Genomic DNA, 19066 nt, shown 5'->3' on the forward strand with positions numbered 1-19066 from the left:
GTCGTGCAATTCGGACAATATTATCCTAATGCATAGTCTAACGCGACACCCACGAAAAGGGCCGCACCCAACCAATTGTTGTGCCGGAAGGCTGCAAAGCAGCGCATCCGGTCGCGCTCGCGGATCAGGCTGTAGTGATACAAGGCGATGCCCGCCGCGACCACCACGCCACCGACGAACCACCAGCGCAGGCCCAGCATCCAGCCGCACACCAGGTCGATGGCGAGGGCCAGGCCATAGCACAGCATCACGGCGGCCACGTCGAAGCGCCCGAAGGTAATGGCCGAGGTGCGCATGCCGATTTTGAGGTCGTCGTCGCGGTCGACCATCGCGTATTCGGTATCGTAGGCCACGGCCCAGAACACGTTCGCCGCCAGCAGCCACCAGGCCACGGCGGGCACCGTGTTCTGGACGGCCGCAAACGCCATCGGGATGCCGAAGCCGAAGGCAATGCCGAGATAGGCTTGCGGGATGGCGAAGAACCGCTTGAAATAGGGGTAGGTGCCGGCGACGATCACGGCCAGCACCGACAATTGCTTGGTGAGCGTGTTGAGCGGCAGGATCAGCAGGAAGGAAATGAGCGCCAATACGAGCGCGACCATGACCGCTTCCCAGCTCTTGATGCGCCCGCTGGTCAATGGCCGGTCGGCTGTGCGCTTGACGTGTTTGTCGAAATCGCGGTCGGCGTAGTCGTTGATCGCACAGCCGGCCGAACGCATCAGGGCGGTACCGAGGACGAAAATGACGACGATCATCGGATCGGGCTTGCCGCCGGACGCCATCCACAGCGCCCACAGGGTCGGCCAGAGCAGGAGAAGAATGCCGATCGGCTTGTCAGCGCGGACCAGCCGGAAGTAGAGCGCCAGCTTGTTCATGATTCGCTTCTTGTCGCGCAAGAATTATTGTGTACAAGACAGCGATTTTACCGGATCGCGAACGCACGCGACCAGACGACATTACGCCGCCTTGTCCAGCGCCAGCATATCCACGCCCGGCAAATCGCAATGCGCCACCGCATTGCACACCGCCTCGATCGCTGCGCGCCGGGTAAAACTCTTGCGCCACACAATCACCACGCGGCGCGAGGGCGCCGGGGCCGCGAAGGGCACAAACGACAGCAAGCCGTGTGGATCGTCCATGTCGCGCACCGAAGCGCGCGGCAACACGGTCAGGCCGATGCCGCTGGCCACCATGTGGCGGATCGTTTCCAGCGACGAGCCCTCGAAGGTGCGCTGCATGCCGTTGCCCGGCGACGAGAAGCGCGCCATTTCCGGGCACACTTCCAGTACCTGGTCCCGGAAGCAGTGGCCGCTGCCCAGCAGCAGCATGGTTTCCGCTTTCAAATCGTCGGCCGGGATTTCGCGGCGCTTGGACCAGGGATGGGCACGCGGGGTGGCGACGACGAAGGGTTCGTCGTACAGCGTCTGCATCAGCATGCCGTGGTCCGGCAGCGGCAGCGCCATGATGGCGGCGTCGAGCTCGCCCTGGCGCAGCAGTTCCAGGAGTTTGACGGTGAAGTTTTCCTGCAACACGAGCGGCATCTGCGGCACGTTGTCGATCAGGTTACGCACCAAAGGCGGCAGCAGGTAGGGCCCGATTGTGTAGATCACGCCCAAACGCAAGGGACCGGCCAGCGGGTCCTTGTTCTGCTTGGCCAGTTCCTTGATCGCGGCGGTCTGCTCGAGCACGCGCTCGGCCTGGGCCACGATCTGGGCGCCGACCGGCGTGACCGACACTTCCGAGCCACCGCGTTCGAACAGCGTGACGCCGAGCTCGTCTTCGAGTTTCTTGATGGCGACCGACAGGGTGGGTTGGGCGACGAAACACGATTCGGCGGCATGCCCGAAATGTTTGGCACGCGCGACGGCGACGATGTATTTCAGCTCGGTGAGTGTCATAGAAGATGGTCAGTCAAATTGCAATGTTGCAATAATAAACCTGCCATGGCCCGGCGTGGTCTGCCGAGAAATAGTATTTTAACGAGAATCTTAGTCGATATAATTGCCCCGCGGGTGATATCGATAACGAATAATCGCCTGCACGTTCAGAAAGGCAGCCGCATGACCTCTACGTTTGGCCCGTCCGAAGCCCTGGCCTATATCCAGAAATTGCTGTCCGTCATGCACCAGCAAGGCGGCTCGGATCTCTTCATTTCCGCCGATTTCCCGCCCAGCATGAAGTACCAGGGCGCGATGAAACCGATGAGCCAGCAGCGCCTGACCGGCGAAGTCACGCGTGCGCTGGCCCTGTCGCTGATGAACGAGCGCCAGCGCGCCGAATTCGAAGCGCAAATGGAGTGCAATTTCGCGATATCCCTGCCGAATGTCTGCCGCTTCCGTGTGAATGTGTTCGTGCAGCAGCAAAGCGTCAGCATGGTGGTACGGACCATCGCTTCGGAAATCCCGAATTTCGAAAAACTCGAACTGCCCGAGGTCCTGAAAGAGGTCGTCATGACCAAGCGCGGCCTGGTGCTGGTCGTCGGCGGCACCGGTTCCGGCAAGTCGACCACGCTGGCGGCGATGATCGATTACCGCAACAGCAATTCGGCCGGCCACATCATCACGGTCGAGGACCCGGTCGAATACGTCCACAAGAACAAGAATTGCCTGGTGACGCACCGCGAAGTCGGCGTCGACACCCATTCCTGGCACAACGCGCTGAAGAACACGCTGCGCCAGGCGCCGGACGTGATCCTGATCGGCGAGATCCGCGATACGGAAACGATGGAGCACGCGATCGCGTTTGCCGAGACCGGCCACCTGTGCCTGGGCACGCTGCACGCGAACAACGCCAACCAGACGATGGACCGGATCATCAACTTCTTCCCGGAAGAGCGCCGCAACCAGTTACTCATGGATTTATCGGCCAACCTGCGTGCGATCGTCTCCCAGCGGCTGGTGCGTACCGAGGATGGCAAGGGCCGCAAAGCCGCGATCGAGATTTTGCTGAATACCCCGACCATCGGCGAAATGATCCTGAAGGGGAATTTCCACAGCATCAAGGAGATCATGCACAAGTCGCGCGAGCTGGGCATGTGCACCTTCGACCAGGCGCTGTACGAGCTCTACAACAACGGCCATATCGGCTATGACGAGGCGATCAGGAACGCCGACTCGGCCAATGGCCTGCGCCTGCAAATCAAGCTGTCGGGCGAACGGCGCGAGCTCGATGAAGGCCGCGCCGGCAACACATCGTCGCTGTCGATGATGCTCGAAGAAGAACCGCAAGACCCTGCCAATCCGAGTTGACTTAGTCCAAGCTGAACCTTATGCCGAATTTTGAAACCAAACTCTGCTCGCGCGCCGAGCTCAAGGCGCGCGTCGCCGCCCTCCCGAAACCGGTCGTGCTGACCAACGGCGTGTTCGACATCCTGCACCGCGGCCACGTCACCTACCTGGCGCAGGCACGTGAACTGGGCGCTTCGCTGGTTGTCGCCGCGAACACCGACGCTTCCGTGAAACGCCTCGGCAAGGGCGACGACCGCCCGCTCAACACCCTGGCCGACCGGATGGCGGTGCTGGCGGCACTCGAATCGGTCAGCCTGGTCGTCGAATTCGACGAAGATACGGCCCTGGAGACGGTGCTGGAGGCGCGTCCCGGGATCTACGCCAAGGGCGGCGACTACGACATGAGCGCGATTCCGGAAGGGCAGGCCGTGCTGGCCTACGGCGGCCAGGCGGTTGCCATCGATTTCGAACACGACCGCTCGACCACCAAGCTGCTGACGAAAGTGCGCGCCGGCTAGAAAGGAGCGGCCGAATGCAAAAAACACTGGGCATCCTCCTGCTGCTCGGCATTGCTGTCTATGCAGCCGCCTGCCTCGCCCTGTTTCTCCTGCAGCGTTCCCTCATCTATTTCCCACCCGCCAAGGCCGCCATCCAGGCCCCAACGGTCTCGACTCTGACCGTCCCGGGCGCCATTCTAAAAATTTCCGAACGCCCGCGCGCAGGAAAGCGGGCCATCATCTATTTCGGCGGCAACGGCGAAGACGTCACGATGAGCCTGCCCCTGCTGGACGAGGCCTTTCCCGACCACGCCCTCTACCTGCTGCATTACCGCGGCTACACCGGCAGCAGCGGCAAGCCGGCGGAAGCGGCGCTGGTGGCCGACGCCCTGCTGCTGTTCGACCGGGTCGCCGCCGCGCACGCCGAAGTGGTACTGATTGGGCGCAGCCTGGGCAGCGGCATCGCACTGCAGGTGGCCAGCAGGCGTGCGGTGCACAGGCTGGTGCTGGTGACGCCTTATGACAGCCTGGCGGCGCTGGCGGGGCGCCAGTTCCCGTATTTTCCGGTGCGCTGGCTGCTGCGCGACCGTTACGACTCGGTGCGCTACGCACCGCAGGTGACAGCCCCGACCCTCGTGATCGCCGCCGGGCAGGACGAAGTGATCCCGGCGCAGAGCACGGCCCGGCTGCTCGCGCGCTTTGCCGATGGCGTGGCAACGCAACAGGTGATCGACGGAGCCGGACACAATACGATTTCCGAGCGCGCCGGCTATGTGAAAACGCTGCAATGGGCGAGGAAATGAACGGCGGCCGGCATCCACCACGAGCATGCCGATCGGCTCATTTTATTATCACAATAACAATAATCGGCTCGGAAAGTTGTTCCGCGCCCACGTTATCGCTTCAACAGACTATTTCCCAGTGGCACGAACTGGTAGACTCCGCCAGCTCACGTCCTTCACAGATGTGTTGAATTACATTAAACATACAAGGGCTGACGCCATGACCGAACCGACCGCCGCCGACCCGCGCCTGCGCGCCGACCCGCTGGCCGACGACACGGTCGCGCGCATCTTCGGCGACTGGAATGACGGCGCGGCCCGCCTGTCGCGCTGGGAGGCGATTGCGCACGTCGAACGCGCGCTGGCGGGCTGGGACACCAACGGCGCCCTCGATGGCTGGACGGCAGACGGCAGCACGCCGGCACCGATCGTCGCCGCCCTCGAAGACTATGTCCTGCAAGCGTGCCGCTTGCCGGCCTGGTGTGACGCCGGGAAAATCGGCTGTGCCGAAGCGGTGTTCGCCGACATCGGCATGCTCGCGCCCACCTTGCTGGCGTGCGCCAGCCTGCCGGAATCGGCGGTGATGGTCGACCCGCTCGGACAGCAGCCTGAGGACCGGCTGCGTGCGGCGGCGTCCTTGCTGTTGGCGGCGCTGGTGCGCGGCGGCCTGCTTGACGCGAGCGGCGCCGGCGTGGCGCAGGTACTCAAGCTGCGCCTGACGAATGCGCTGATCCGCCACCTGATCGTGCGCGGGAACCCGGCCGAGGCGCTGGCGCATGGCGCCGCCATTCCGGCGCTGCTGCCCGAAGGCGCGGACGACTACCGCGCGTTCTTTGCGCGCGGCTGGGACGTGCGCGCGAATGGCTTGCCGCGCAACCAGGAAGAACTGGCCTGCACGCTGCTCACCCTCCATTACGTGTTCCTGCGCAGCCTGCGCCGCCTGGGCCTGGGTCTGAAGGAGCAGGAAGAGGGCGCCTGGCTGCACGCCTGGAACGTGGTGGGCCACCTGCTCGGCATCGAGGAGGCGCTGCTGGCCGCGACGATGCAGGACGCCGCGGCACTGTTCGCCCGCCTGCAACGCGCCGCGCGTGCCGTGGCCCGCGCGCGCTACCTGGCGCCCGGCGGCAAGCGCAGTGTGCCCGGCTACGGAAAAATGACCGATCCGCGTCCGGCGCTGGCCGCCGCCCTGATGCGTGTCGTGGGGGACGAGATCGCGCCGCGTTCCCTGACACTGTTCCCGGTGCTGCTGGCGCGCCGTTTGTGCGGGCCTGCGACCGGCCGCATCCTGGGCCTGGACGGCCAGGTGACAAGTTTCTCGCGCGCGCTGTTCGCGCTGGGAATGGGGACGGCCCGCTGTGTCGATACCGCGGCGCGTCTCCTGTGCCCGGGACTGTCGACCAGGCGCCTGGCCGCACGCATCCTCGGCTACCGCCTGGCGCAACGCTTCCTGACCGATCCGGTCCGGCCGCTGGACTTGCCGGACGCGCTCCTGCGCCAGGTCGAAGCTGCCCTGCGCGAGTCGGATGCCGACCCGGCGGCGCCCGGCTGGGTGAATGCCATCGAACGCCGTTGCAGGCCGCAGCGCGGCGGGCGCAGCGCGCACGAGGCAGCCGCATGCTGACATGGGTGCGTCCGGGGCTGCGGGCAAGCGCTGTCCTGGTCCTGCTGGCGCTCGTACTGGTGCTCTTGCCGCGCGCGTCGGTGGCATCGACGCCGCTGGTGCTCGACGAGCGCAGCGGCAGCGTCGAAGCCTGGCCTGCGCTGACGATGCTGACGGAACCGGACGGCAGGCTCGGTATCGAAGCCGTCATGCAGGCGCCGCAGCGCTTTGCCGCGCCGCTGTCGAGCCAGGGGACGCTGGGCGTGCTGAACGCCCCGGTCTGGCTGCGCGTCCCCGTTATCGTGCCGGCGGGCAGCCGCGCCAACTGGATCGTCAACATCGATTACGCGGTCCTGAACAAGGTCGAGCTGTTCGTCACAGCTGACGGCCGGGTGCGTCAGCATGCGCTGGCGGGCAACCTGCAGCCGGAGCAGCAGGGCACGCGCCGGCTCCGTACGCCCGCCATGCTGCTCGACCTGGCGCCGGGAGCGCGCCATGACATCTACCTGCGCATCGATAACATCGGCCCGCTGGTACTGCCGATCCGCTTCTCGCAACCCTCGGTATTCCACGCCGATGCCCTCAGCGAGCAGATGCTGCAGGGCCTGCTGCTGGGCCTGTCCTTGTGCCTGCTGCTCTACAGCCTGGGCCAGGCCATCAACTTGCGCGAGCCGCTGTTTGCCAAGTACGCGCTGATGCTGCTGGGGACCGCCCTGTTCTCGGCCGAGACATTCGGTATCGGCACCCAGTACGCCTGGGGCGGCAATGCCTGGATGACGATCCATGCGTTCGGCCTGTTCGCCTTGACCTCCTCGTTCGGCGCCTACCTGTTCGTCGAACAGGCGCTGGCGCGTCCCGGCAGGGACCGCGTCTTCCGCCGCCTGATGAAAAGCGGCGCCGCGCTCACCGCCGCGGCCGCGCTGGCGTTCGGCCTGGACCTGATCGGCCCCGGCCAACTGTTGGCCGTTGCCAGCACGCTCGGCATCATGCCGATGCTGCTTGGCCTGCCGGGCGCCTGGCGGCGCGCGCGCGGCGGCGACGCAGTCGGCTTCTATTTCCTGGGCGGCTGGGCGCTCAGCTTCGCCGGCGCGCTCGCGCTGAGCCGGATGGTCGGCGGCGCGCTCCCTGCCAATTTCTGGACCATGCACGCGCTGCAGTTCGCGACCTCGATCGACATGGTGGTTTTCATGCGCGTGCTGGGCCTGCGCACGGCCGAGATCCGCCACGCCATGCTGCGCGCGCAAGCAGCCACGCGCCTGAAATCTGACTTCCTGGCGAATATGAGCCACGAGATCCGCACCCCGATGAACGCGATCATCGGCATGAGCCGACTGGCCCTGATGGCCGAACCGGCGCCGCGCCTGCGCAATTACCTGGGCAAGATCCTGGGCGCGGGCGAACACCTGCTCGGCATCGTCAACGACATTCTCGACCTCTCGAAGATCGAGGCCGGCCAGATGACGCTCGAACAGGTCGAGTTCGACCTGAAGGACCTGCTCGAGGGTTTGTCGAACCTGACCGCGCCCAAGCTTGACGCCGAGAACGTCGACATCGTGTTCCGGATCGGGCACGGTGTGCCGGCGCGCCTGGTCGGCGATCCGCGGCGCCTGGGCCAGGTCCTGATCAACCTGGCCGGCAACGCCGTCAAGTTCACCGAAGAAGGCGAAATCGTCGTCACGGTCGACGTCGCAGCGCGCAGCACGACCTGCGTCAGCTTGCGCTTCGGCGTTAGCGACACCGGCATCGGCATGGACAAGGACCAGCTGGCGCGCCTGTTCCAGTCGTTCAGCCAGGGCGACGACTCGATCACGCGCAAGTACGGCGGCACGGGACTGGGCCTGTCCATCTCGAAGCAGCTGGTCGAACTGATGGGCGGCGCGATCCTGGTCACCAGCACGCCGGGCGTGGGCAGCAGCTTCAGCTTCACCGTCGCGCTGGGGCAGGGCGACCTTGCCGGCGGCGTGCTGGCCGCGCCCGGCGCCACGCCCAGGCGCCCGGCGCTCGATGCGCGCGACCTGGCGCGCCTGCGTGGCGCGCGCATCCTGCTGGTCGAGGACAACGCCAACAACCGCGAGGTGGCGCTCGACTTCCTGGCCGCCGCCCCGGTCCTGGTCGACGTCGCCGTGCATGGCGCCGAGGCCGCCGACATGGTGCGGCAGGCGCACTACGACCTGGTGCTGATGGACATCCAGATGCACGAGGTCGACGGCTTGACCGCGACACGCCGCATCCGCGCCATCGCGGGCCTGGAAAAGCTGCCGATCGTCGCCATGACGGCGAACGCGATGGCGGGCGACCGCGAACGCAGCCTCGCCGCAGGCATGAACGATCATATCCCCAAGCCGATCGATCCGGACCTGTTGTTCCGCACCCTGCTGGCCTGGATCGATCCGGCGCGCCTGGCCGGTCGCGTGGCGCCGGCGCCGCATCGGGCGACGCCCCCTGGGGGCGACACGGTCGTGCTGCCGCCGGTCGCGGGCATCGACTGGGACGCCGCGCTGCTTGGGGTCGACTACCAGCATGCGCGCCTGATCAGGCGCGTGCGCGGCTTCGTGGGAGAATACCGGGCGGCGCCGCGCCAGCTGGCCGAGGCACTGGCGGCAGGCGACGACGCGCCGCTGCGCGCACTGGCGCACAACCTGAGCTCGAGCGCGGCCTATATCGGCGCCCACGCGCTGGCGGCAAGCGCGCGCCAGGTCGAGGACGCGCTGCGTGCCGGCCAGCGCGCGCGCGCGGCCGCCCTGGCGTCCGGCCTGATCGCGGCCCTCGACGCGGTATTGGCTGGCATCGCGCCGCTGGCCGGTGCGCGCGACCCGGCTGCACCCCCAGCCGACGCGCTGCCGGCGCTGTTCGAGCGGCTGGCCGCGCACCTGGCGGCGGACGATGCGCGTGCACGCGACGTGCTGGCGCAATTGCAGACGCTGCTGCCCGGTCCCGAATACGCAGCGCCGCTGGCGCAAATCGCGCACGCCGTCGACGAACTGGAATACGCGGCCGCCCTGGTGCCGTTGGCGCGGTTGGCGCGCCTGCCTGGCCTGAACCTTGAGGAAACCGCATGACGCCCCCCGAGCTGCAGAAAGTCCTGATCGCCGACGACGACGCGATCAACCGCGACGTCCTGTGCGAGCTGCTGCAGCCGGAGTACACGGTGCTGCTGGCGAAAAACGGCACCCAGGCCCTGGAACGCGCCACGCGCCACGTGCCGGACCTGATCCTGCTCGACGTGATGATGCCCGACGTGAGCGGTTTCGACGTGCTGCGGCGCCTGCGTGCGGCGCCCCAGACCGAGCACATCTCGGTGATTTTCATCTCGGGCCTGAACCGCCCGGAAGACGAAGCGGCCGGCCTCAAAATGGGCGCCTCCGACTACATCGCCAAGCCCTTCAATGCGACGGTGGTGCTGGCGCGCGTGGCGCTGCACCTGCAACTGGTGCGCCAGCGCCGCCTGCTCGAACACCTGGCGCACGTCGACGGCCTGACGGAACTGGCCAACCGGCGCCGCTTCGACGACGTCTACGACCTCGAATGGCAACGCGCGCGCCGTAGCGGGCTGCCCTTGTCGCTGGCTCTGCTCGATATCGACTCGTTCAAGCAGTTCAACGACCTGTACGGCCATCCGGCCGGCGACCGCGCCCTGCGCGCCGTCGCGCGCGTCGCCGGCGCCCACATGCGGCGCCCCGCCGACCTGGCGGCGCGCTACGGCGGCGAAGAGCTGGTGCTCCTGATGCCCGCAACCGATGCCGCGCAGGCGCTCCCCATGATGGAGGCGCTGCGCGAAGCGGTGGCCGGTTTGCGCATCGCGCACGCCGGTTCGGCGGCCGCGCCTGTCATTACCGTGAGCATCGGCGGCGCCACGCTCGACCCGTCCTTGTCGGAAAGCTCTGCGGAGCTGTTCGAGGCGGCCGATGTGCAGCTGTACCGGGCGAAGCAGGGTGGGCGGAATCGGGTGATGTGGCGAACGGTGCCCGATCACCGCGGCGTTGACTGAATCATTTGTTAGTGAATGCCTATCGGTCTGATAGCAAATAATTAAAGTATCTAATGGTTTTCTGTTAACTACTTAACGTAGTGTTCAAGTCTCCTCGGTTATGTTGTTTGTTTAAGTGACGACAGCTGATCAACCATCGAGGACAAAATGACTGCACGCAATAACAAACCTGGCGCCACTGATGGTGCAGGCTCCGTACTGAGCACCGTGGCAGGACCATCCGTCAGTACGCCGCCATCGAACTTGGGCAGCAAGGAGCCGGTTCCCGCGCGCTTGCTGGAAAAAACCAGCGCCGAAAAGCAGCTTGCGGCCGCCATGCCATTCAACCCGAACAAGCCTGGCGAATATGGCGATGCATCGCGCATGCCGGCAGAGGGCGATCATCACCAGCCGACTACGCCTGCCGCGACCGGCAGCACCAGCACCGAAATCATTGCCTCAGGCAAGGTCGGCAGCGGCCAGCCGCCGGTTGGCCAGAACCCCACCGTCGCACCGCTCGACCGCGTGCGCGTCGACCCCAGCAATCAGGTGCTCACCACCAATCAGGGCGTACCGGTCGCCGACAACCAGCATTCGCTGAAGATCGGCCTGCGCGGGCCGACCGCGATGGAAGACTTCATCCTGCGCGAAAAGATCACCCATTTCGACCACGAGCGGATTCCCGAGCGTGTGGTACATGCGCGCGGTTCGGCCGCCCACGGCTTCTTCGAATCGTATGGCGACTTCAGCGAACTGACCCGCGCCGTCCCCTTCGCCGCCAAGGAGAAGCGCACGCCGGTCTTCGTGCGCTTCTCGACCGTCGCCGGCGAACGCGGTTCGACCGACACGGCGCGCGACGTGCGCGGCTTCGCGGTCAAGTTCTATACCGAACAGGGTAACTGGGACCTGGTGGGTAATAACATTCCGGTGTTCTTCATCCAGGATGCGATGAAATTCCCGGACCTGGTGCACGCCGCCAAGCCGGAGCCGCACCATGGCATGCCGCAGGCGGGCACTGCCCACGACACCTTCTGGGACTTCGCGTCGCTCTCGCCGGAAATCGCGCACATGCTGATGTGGGCGATGTCGGATCGCGCCATCCCGCGCAGCTACCGAACCATGCAGGGCTTCGGCGTGCACACCTTCCGCCTGATCAATGCCGCCGGCGAATCGCGCTTCGTGAAATTCCACTGGACGCCGAAGCAGGGTACGCACTCGCTGGTCTGGGACGAAGCGGTGCGCATCTCGGGCGCCGACTCCGATTTCCATCGGCGCGACCTGTGGGAAGCAATCGAATCGGGCAATTTCCCGGAATGGGAACTGGGCTTCCAGGTCTTTACCGAAGAGCAGGCTGCGTCCTTCCCCTTCGATATCCTCGATGCGACCAAACTGATCCCGGAAGAATTGGTGCCGCTCACCCCGATTGGCCGCATGGTGCTCGATCGCAATCCAGACAACTTCTTCGCCGAAACCGAGCAAGTAGCCTTCTGTACCGCCCACATCGTCCCGGGCATCGATTTCTCGAACGACCCATTGCTGCAGGGCCGTATCCACTCCTACCTCGATACCCAGATCAGCCGGCTGGGCGGCGCGAATTTCCACGAAATTCCAATTAATTCGCCGATTGTCCAGATCCAGAACAACCAGCGCGACGGCATGCACCGCCAGGCCATCAACCGCGGTCGCGTGAACTACGAACCGAATTCGCTGGGCGGCGGCTGTCCTTTCCAGGCTGGAAAGATGGGCTTCACCAGCTTCCCGCAAACTTTTGCGAGCGAAGACAAAGTGCGCGGCAATCCGGAACTGTTCTCCGAGCATTATGGCCAGGCGCGCCTGTTCTACCAGAGCCAGAGCGCGGCCGAACAGGCGCACATCGCCAACGCCTTCCGCTTCGAACTGACCAGGGTGCAGACCCCGGCCGTGCGCGAGCGCGTGCTGGCGCTGCTGGCCAATGTCGACGCAGGCCTGGTGGCGAAAGTCGCCGAAGGCCTGGGCATGGAGGTGCCGGCGCCGCTGCCATTGGCGAGCCCGAACCCGATCCCATCCTACGAACCGTCGCCGGCCCTGTCGTTGCTGAGCCGCCCGGGCCAGACCGGCATCCGCACCCGGCGCGTGGCGATCCTGGTGGCCGCCGGTGTCGACGGCAATGCAGTGCGCGCGATGTATGCCAGCCTGTTGAATGACGGCGCCGTGCCGCGCCTGGTGGGCAGCATGCTGGGCAAGGTCAAGACGAGCGCGGGCGACCCGCTGGATGTCGAGATCTCGCTTGAAGCAGGGCCATCGGTCATGTATGACGCGGTGATCGTTCCGGATGGCGACAAATCGTCCGACCTGTTGGCACGCAATGCCCATGCGATCGACTTCTTGCGTGAGCAATATCGTCACTGCAAGCCGATCATGGCCTTGGGTGGCGGCGCGAATCTGCTGGTCAAGGCGATGATTCCGCCAACGCTGCCGGACGGTTCTGCCGACCCGGCGCTGCTGATCGACGGCAGCCTGGAGGCCTTCAAGGCAGCTTTGGCCAGCCACCGCACGTTCGCGCGCGAGACCGATCCGCCGATGGTGTAAGTCGTCGTTGTAATGCCCCCGTGCAATGCGGGGGCATTGCCGGCGGACTGAGTGAGTTTATGCGCTCACTGTCCGCCGGCATACCCGTTCTGCCTCCACGCCTCATATACCACTACCGCCACCGTGTTCGACAGGTTCAGGCTGCGGTTGTCCGGCATCATCGGCAGGCGGATGCGCTGGGCGGGCGGGAAAGCGTCGCGGAAAGCCGGCGCCAGGCCGCGCGATTCGGGGCCGAAGATGAAGACGTCGCCCGGCTCGAAGGCGGCGTTCGCGAAGGGCGCCGAGCCGTGCGTGGTGAGCGCGAACATGCGCGCCGGGTCGGGCTGGGTGTCAGCGATAAAAGCATCCCAGTTCTTGTGCACCTTCATCGTTGCGTAGTCGTGGTAATCGAGGCCGGCGCGGCGCATCTTGGCGTCGTCGAGCGGAAAGCCGAGCGGCTCGATCAGGTGCAGCTGCACGCCGGTGTTGGCGCACAGGCGGATGACGTTGCCGGTGTTCGGCGGGATTTCGGGTTCGACTAAAACGACGTGAAACAATTCATGCTCCTTGGTGTGGTGGCGTGCGCGCGAACACCAGGTTCGACACGCGCGCGGCGCCGGCCGCCTTCAGGGTGGCGGCCAGTTCGTTCAATGTGTGCCCGCTCGTCATGACGTCGTCGACGACGCCGACGTGCCGGCCCTCTATCAGCGCCGCCATCCCGGGTGCCAGCGCGAACGCGCCGCGTATGTTGCCGGCACGCTCGCGCGGCGCCACGCCCGACTGCGCCGCCGTCTCGATGGCCCGCATTGCCAGGCGCGGCTGCAGGTGGACGCCGAGCATGGCGGACAAGGGTCGGGCGATCTCGAGCGCCTGGTTGAAGCCGCGTTCGGCGAGCCTGCGCGGCCCCAGCGGGACCGGGCACAGCAGGTCGGGCAGGCGCCAGCCGGGTTGCGCCAGCACCACATCGCGGATGCGGCCCGCGAACCAGGGTGCCAGCGGCAGGCGCGCGCCGAATTTCAAGCCGAGCACGAGGCCGTCGAGCGGCGCCGCATAGTCGCTTGCCACGACCGTGGCGTCGAAGGCCGGTGCCTCGCTCATGCAGCCGGCGCAGGTTTGTCCCTCCATCTCGGACGGGTCCAGCGGGTTGGCGCAGCGCGGACAACGCGGCCCGTCAGGACCGGTGTAGCGCAGCGTGCAGGGCGCGCATACAGCGTCGGACGCCAGCTCGCCGCACAGCGCGCAGGAGCAGGGCAGGAGCGCGCGGGCCAGGGTGCGCGGCCAGCGCAGCGCGAAGGGTCCCATCGGCTCGCTCATCTGCTTGACTCCCCTGCAAACATGTACACTTCCGCCATTATCTCATTCGAACGCAACAGAACCATGGCTTCTCCCTCGTCCCCATCGAAAATGAGCGCACCGATTGATGCGTTGCGCGTACGTGCGTTGTTCGCGCAGCCCCAGCGCGTGGCGGACGCCGACTTCCTGCGCCGCGAAGTTGCCGAGCGCATGCATGAGCGGCTGAGCCTGGTAAAGATCGTGCCGCAGCGCGTGCTCGATGCCGGCTGCGGCGCGGGGCCGGACCTCGGCACGCTGCAAAAGACCTACCCGGCGGCCCAGGTCGTCGGCATGGATGCCTCTGGCGCGATGCTGGCCGGCGCCAGGGCGGCGGCGCCGGCGACGGGTGCGCTCAACCAGATGCTCAGCCGCCTGATGCCGGCCAAGGCCGGCGTCGATCTTCTTTGCGGCGACTTCGGTACCTTGCCGTTCGGCCCGAACTCGATCGACCTGGTGTGGTCGAACCTGGCGCTGCACTGGCATCCGCAGCCGGACCGCGTGTTCGCCGAGTGGCGCCGCGTGCTGCGCGTCGACGGCTTGTTGATGTTTTCGAATTTCGGTCCCGACACCTTCAAGGAGCTGCGCACGGCCTTTGCCGCGCTCGACGAAACGCCGCACACCTTACCGTTCGTCGACATGCACGACTTCGGCGACCAGCTCGTCGAGGCCGGCTTTTCGACGCCGGTGATGGATGCCGAGCGCATCACGGTTACCTATGGCACGGTCGCCGCGCTGCTGCTTGACGTGCGCGCAATCGGCGGCAATCCGCTGGCCACGCGCCGGCGCGGGCTGATCGGGCGCGCGGCATGGGGGCGCATGATCGACGCGCTCGAGGCCATGCGCGGGACGGACGGCAAGATCGGGCTGACCTTCGAAGTGATTTACGGGCATGCATTCCGGCCGGTGCCGAAGACCACGGCCGCAGGGGAGTCAATTGTACGGTTTCAGCCGCGCAAGCCGTAAGCCCACGGATGCATACGGCTAGCACGGGCTGGGGCTGGCGGCAAGGCCCATGCGGCAACGCTCGATGCCATAACGCACGAAATAACACAGCCGTGACAAGGATTTTCCTTGAATAAAAATTAGCGATTTGAGTATAATCAATAACTATTTTTTCGTCCTGTGCCCTATAAACGTCTAACAACGGGGCATAAAGGTGGAAGAATTAGAAAATAGAAAAGCATCCGCAAGTTTCGCGCCCGTCAGTGTGTTGTTGCAGTTGCTGGTGGACGAGCAGCAGGTTTTAACCCGTTGCGCGTCTACAAGCCGCGCCGCCGGGAACCAGCTTGCACTTGGTTTCGGAGCGGCGGCGGTTCGTTCATGGAATTGCTGACCGTTTAAAAATATTCTTATTTTGGGTGGTTGGGGACAATTCAATGACATATGCAAAGCGACTTCACGCCATGGTGCTCGGTCTCGCAGTATGGACCAGTATCCCGGCACTGGCAGCGCCGGAAATCACGGGGCGGCCGGTGGAACACCAGTTGAACATGCAAACTCCGGTGACTGGGATCGGCGCTGACATCTACAGCATGCATAACTGGCTGATGCTGGTCTGCCTCATCATCTTCGTCGCCGTCTTCGGCGTCATGTTCTATTCGGTGTTCAAGCACCGCAAATCCCTCGGCCACAAGCCCGCCACCTTCCACGAATCGACCGCTGTCGAAATCGCCTGGACCATCGTTCCCTTCCTGATCGTCATCGGCATGGCGCTGCCTGCCACGAAGACCGTCATCGCGCTGAAAGACACCTCGAATGCCGACCTGACCATCAAGGCCACCGGCATGCAGTGGAAATGGGGCTACGACTACCTGAAGGGCGAAGGCGAGGGCATCAGCTTCCTGTCGACCCTGTCGACCCCGCGCAGCCAGATCGGCGAGCCGGGCGTGGCCAATACCGAAGCGCGCAGCGAAAACTACCTGCTCGAAGTCGACAACGAAGTGGTCGTCCCGGTCGGCAAGAAGGTCCGCATGGTCCTGACCGCCAACGACGTGATCCACGCCTGGACGATTCCCGCGTTTGCGATCAAGCAGGATGCGATTCCCGGCTTCGTGCGCGACGGCTGGTTCAAGGCCGAAAAGATCGGCGTCTACCGCGGCAACTGCGTCGAGCTGTGCGGCAAGGACCACGCCTTCATGCCGATCGTGGTGCGCGTCGTCTCGGCCGAGGACTACACTGCCTGGGTCAATACCAAGAAGAAGGAAATGGCCGCGCTGGCCGACGATCCGGCCAAGGTCTGGACCATCGACGAACTGAAAACCAAGGGCGAAGCCGTGTATGCCGCCAACTGCGTGGCCTGCCACCAGGCCAACGGCAAGGGCGTGCCGAACGCGTTCGCGCCGCTCGACGGCTCGCAAGTGGTGAATGGTCCGAAGCATCCGCAGATCGACGTCCTGCTCAACGGCCAGGATACGCCGGTCTATCCAGGCGCAATGCCGGCCTGGAAGCAGTTGTCGGACTCGGACATCGCGGCGGTGATCACCTACACCCGCAATACCTGGTCGAACAAGGCCGCCGAAAACATCGTCCAACCGGCCGAAGTGCTGGCTGCACGTAGCAAGTAACGTAGCAAGTTAATGAGTTTCCAGGACACTGACATGACTACCAGCACACTCGACCACGCGCACGACGACCATCACGGCCACGATCATGCGCACGACATGCCGACCGGCGCCCGCCGCTGGCTCTTCGCCACCAACCACAAGGACATCGGCACCCTGTACCTGTGGTTCTCGTTCATCATGCTGCTCTCGGGCGGCGTGCTGGCGCTGATGATCCGCACCGAGCTGTTCCAGCCCGGCCTGCAGTTCTTCCGCCCCGAGTTCTTCAATCAACTGACCACCATGCACGGTCTGGTGATGGTGTTCGGCGCGATCATGCCGGCCTTCGTCGGCTTCGCCAACTGGATGATCCCGCTGCAGGTGGGCGCGTCCGACATGGCGTTTGCACGCATGAACAACTTCTCGTTCTGGCTGCTGCCGCCGGCGGCCCTGCTGCTGGCCGGGTCCTTCTTCGCGCCGGGCGGTGCCACCGCCGCCGGCTGGACGCTGTACGCGCCGCTGTCGACCCAGATGGGGCCGGGCATGGACATGGCGATTTTCGCGATGCACATCATGGGCGCCTCGTCGATCATGGGTTCGATTAACATCATCGTCACCATCCTGAACATGCGCGCCCCTGGCATGACCCTGATGAAGATGCCGATGTTCTGCTGGACCTGGCTGATCACCGCCTTCCTCTTGATCGCCGTGATGCCGGTCCTCGCCGGCGCCATCACCATGACCCTGACCGACCGCCACTTCGGCACCTCGTTCTTCAACGCCGCCGGCGGCGGCGATCCGGTCATGTACCAGCACATCTTCTGGTTCTTCGGTCACCCCGAGGTCTACATCATGATTCTGCCGGCCTTCGGCATCGTCTCGCAGATCCTGCCGGCCTTTGCCCGCAAACCGCTGTTCGGCTACGCCTCGATGGTCTACGCGACCGCCTCGATCGCCGTGCTGTCTTTCATCGTCTGGGCGCACCACATGTTTACCACCGGCATGCCGGTGACTTCGCAACTGTTCTTCATGTACGCCACCATGCTGATCGCGGTGCCGACCGGCGTGAAAGTGTTCAACTGGGTCGCCACGATGTGGAAGGGCTCGATGACCTTCGAGACGCCGATGCTGTTCGCGGTCGGCTTCATTTTCGTGTTCACGATGGGCGGCTTCACCGGCCTGATCCTGGCCGTGACCCCGATCGACATCCAGGTCCACGACACCTATTACGTGGTGGCGCACTTCCACTACGTGCTCGTCGCCGGTTCCCTGTTCGCGTTGTTCGCCGGCTTCTATTACTGGGCGCCGAAGTGGACCGGCCACATGTATCCTGAAGGCCGCGGCAAGATCCACTTCTGGCTCTCGCTGATCACCTTCAACGTCACCTTCTTCCCGATGCACTTCCTGGGGCTGGCCGGCATGCCGCGCCGCTACGCCGACTACGCCGTGCAGTTCACCGACTTCAACATGCTGGTCTCGGTTGGCGCCTTCGGTTTCGGCCTGTCGCAGGTGTACTTCCTGTTCGCAGTCGTGCTGCCGACGATCAAGGGCGGACCGAAAGCCGACGCCAAGCCATGGGAAGGCGCGGAAGGCCTGGAGTGGACCGTGCCGAGCCCGGCGCCGTTCCACACCTTCGAGACCCCGCCACTGGTGAAGTAATGAACGGACAAAAGAAACCGGGCAACGGCAAGATCGCCCTGGTGCTGTGCGTGGTGGCCGCGTTCTTTTTCGCGGCGGTCATCATCAAACGTGCCTGGTTCATGTCGTGAGCTATACACCGACAGAGCGCTTGCGCCTGAACCGCTCCACCTTCGGCAAGCTCGTGGTGGTGGCGGTGGCGATGTTCGGCTTCGGCTATGCGCTGGTGCCGGTGTACCGCCAGATGTGCGAGGTGCTCGGCATTAACGTGCTGACCCAGCAGGACGGCACCGTGGAGCGGCCCGAGAATACGCAGGTCGACAAGACGCGCACCATCACGGTTGAACTCGACGGCAATTCACAGGGACCATGGCGCTTCCGTCCGACCACGCGCAGTATCGACGTGCATCCTGGCGAACTGGCGACCGTCGTCTATGAGGTCGTCAACACCCAGGCGCGGGCGGTCAAGGCGCAGGCGATTCCGAGTTATGCGCCGCAGTCGGCGACGCCGCACTTCAAGAAAGTGGAGTGCTTCTGCTTCCGCGAGCAGATGATGAAACCGAACGAAGCGCGCCAGATGCCGGTGGTATTCTTCATCGATCCGAAGCTGCCGAAGGAAGTCAAAACGATCACGCTGTCGTACACCTTCTTCGAGATAGCCGGCGCGGTGGCCGCGAACTGATGGAACCGAACGAGCCGGCGCCGCGTCGGAAGGCCTCGTTCTGGTCCTCGATGAAGGCCGTGTTCTGGTCCTTTTTCGGGGTGCGCAAGCGGCGCGATTACGAAGACGACGCGGTGAACCTGAACCCGTTCCACGTGATCATCGCGGCGCTGCTCGGGTTGGCAATATTTATCGGCGTGTTGTTGTTCTTGGTAAAAATGGCGGTCGCGCAGTAGAAGTTAAAGCATGTCAATTCAACGCATTAGAAGAACGAT

At 64.8% G+C, this 19066-nt stretch carries 16 protein-coding genes; 12 read left to right on the forward strand and 4 right to left on the reverse strand.

Features of this window, described 5'->3' with window-relative positions; all coding sequences use genetic code 11:
- Window positions 1-20: 20 nt before the first annotated feature.
- Window positions 21-875 carry a 4-hydroxybenzoate octaprenyltransferase gene (gene ubiA / locus ACHAC9_RS21990; RefSeq protein ID WP_435763482.1) on the reverse strand — a complete coding sequence of 285 codons (855 nt, stop codon included), beginning with the start codon at window positions 873-875 and terminating at the stop codon, window positions 21-23.
- An 81-nt stretch (window positions 876-956) separates the two neighbouring features.
- Complete coding sequence (locus tag ACHAC9_RS21995) at window positions 957-1898, reverse strand: hydrogen peroxide-inducible genes activator (protein WP_435763484.1); 942 nt, start codon at window positions 1896-1898, stop codon at window positions 957-959.
- 162 nt (window positions 1899-2060) lie between these two features.
- On the opposite strand from ACHAC9_RS21995, the gene ACHAC9_RS22000 reads away from it, so the two are divergent.
- The 7 genes from ACHAC9_RS22000 to ACHAC9_RS22030 all read left to right on the forward strand — a co-directional run bounded on the left by ACHAC9_RS22000 (window position 2061) and on the right by ACHAC9_RS22030 (window position 12641).
- Window positions 2061-3248 carry a PilT/PilU family type 4a pilus ATPase gene (locus ACHAC9_RS22000; protein WP_435763486.1) on the forward strand — a complete coding sequence of 396 codons (1188 nt, stop codon included), beginning with the start codon at window positions 2061-2063 and terminating at the stop codon, window positions 3246-3248.
- A gap of 20 nt (window positions 3249-3268) precedes the next feature.
- On the forward strand, window positions 3269-3745 hold the full coding sequence (locus ACHAC9_RS22005; protein WP_435763488.1) for an adenylyltransferase/cytidyltransferase family protein: 477 nt from the start codon (window positions 3269-3271) through the stop codon (window positions 3743-3745).
- A 14-nt stretch (window positions 3746-3759) separates the two neighbouring features.
- The gene (locus ACHAC9_RS22010; RefSeq protein WP_435763490.1) at window positions 3760-4527 is read left to right on the forward strand and encodes an alpha/beta hydrolase; all 768 of its coding nucleotides are present in this window, start codon (window positions 3760-3762) and stop codon (window positions 4525-4527) included.
- A gap of 199 nt (window positions 4528-4726) precedes the next feature.
- On the forward strand, window positions 4727-6127 hold the full coding sequence (locus ACHAC9_RS22015; protein WP_435763492.1) for an oxygenase MpaB family protein: 1401 nt from the start codon (window positions 4727-4729) through the stop codon (window positions 6125-6127).
- A complete protein-coding gene (locus ACHAC9_RS22020; protein WP_435763494.1) occupies window positions 6121-9165 on the forward strand; it encodes an ATP-binding protein in 3045 nt (1014 codons plus the stop codon). Before ACHAC9_RS22015 ends, ACHAC9_RS22020 begins: the two co-directional genes overlap by 7 nt.
- Complete coding sequence (locus tag ACHAC9_RS22025; RefSeq protein WP_435763496.1) at window positions 9162-10094, forward strand: diguanylate cyclase; 933 nt, start codon at window positions 9162-9164, stop codon at window positions 10092-10094. The genes ACHAC9_RS22020 and ACHAC9_RS22025 overlap by 4 nt, the downstream gene beginning before the upstream one ends.
- Before the next feature lie 147 nt (window positions 10095-10241).
- Window positions 10242-12641 carry a catalase gene (locus ACHAC9_RS22030; RefSeq protein WP_435763498.1) on the forward strand — a complete coding sequence of 800 codons (2400 nt, stop codon included), beginning with the start codon at window positions 10242-10244 and terminating at the stop codon, window positions 12639-12641.
- 65 nt (window positions 12642-12706) lie between these two features.
- Here the strand turns inward: ACHAC9_RS22030 and trmL are convergent, their stop codons facing one another.
- Both trmL and ACHAC9_RS22040 read right to left on the reverse strand, forming a co-directional pair.
- Window positions 12707-13177, reverse strand: a complete 471-nt coding sequence (trmL, locus tag ACHAC9_RS22035) for a tRNA (uridine(34)/cytosine(34)/5-carboxymethylaminomethyluridine(34)-2'-O)-methyltransferase TrmL (protein ID WP_435763500.1) — start codon at window positions 13175-13177, stop codon at window positions 12707-12709.
- Window position 13178: 1 nt separating this feature from the next.
- Window positions 13179-13934, reverse strand: a complete 756-nt coding sequence (locus ACHAC9_RS22040) for a double zinc ribbon domain-containing protein (RefSeq protein WP_435763502.1) — start codon at window positions 13932-13934, stop codon at window positions 13179-13181.
- A gap of 90 nt (window positions 13935-14024) precedes the next feature.
- On the opposite strand from ACHAC9_RS22040, the gene ACHAC9_RS22045 reads away from it, so the two are divergent.
- The 5 genes from ACHAC9_RS22045 to ACHAC9_RS22065 all read left to right on the forward strand — a co-directional run bounded on the left by ACHAC9_RS22045 (window position 14025) and on the right by ACHAC9_RS22065 (window position 19027).
- Complete coding sequence (locus ACHAC9_RS22045; RefSeq protein WP_435763504.1) at window positions 14025-14915, forward strand: methyltransferase domain-containing protein; 891 nt, start codon at window positions 14025-14027, stop codon at window positions 14913-14915.
- A 413-nt stretch (window positions 14916-15328) separates the two neighbouring features.
- Window positions 15329-16516, forward strand: coding sequence for a cytochrome c oxidase subunit II (gene coxB, locus ACHAC9_RS22050; RefSeq protein ID WP_435763506.1), 1188 nt, complete (start codon window positions 15329-15331; stop codon window positions 16514-16516).
- Between the two features lie 33 nt (window positions 16517-16549).
- Entirely contained in the window at window positions 16550-18151 is a 1602-nt protein-coding gene (gene ctaD / locus ACHAC9_RS22055) for a cytochrome c oxidase subunit I (protein WP_435763508.1), read from the forward strand.
- Window positions 18152-18257: 106 nt separating this feature from the next.
- Entirely contained in the window at window positions 18258-18812 is a 555-nt protein-coding gene (locus ACHAC9_RS22060; RefSeq protein WP_435763510.1) for a cytochrome c oxidase assembly protein, read from the forward strand.
- Window positions 18812-19027: a DUF2970 domain-containing protein gene (locus ACHAC9_RS22065; protein ID WP_435763512.1), complete on the forward strand. Its 216-nt coding sequence runs from the start codon at window positions 18812-18814 to the stop codon at window positions 19025-19027. Before ACHAC9_RS22060 ends, ACHAC9_RS22065 begins: the two co-directional genes overlap by 1 nt.
- The last annotated feature ends 39 nt before the right edge of the window (window positions 19028-19066 follow it).

Source organism: Massilia sp. CMS3.1 (assembly GCF_051262535.1).
Classification (GTDB): Bacteria; Pseudomonadota; Gammaproteobacteria; order Burkholderiales; family Burkholderiaceae_D; genus Telluria.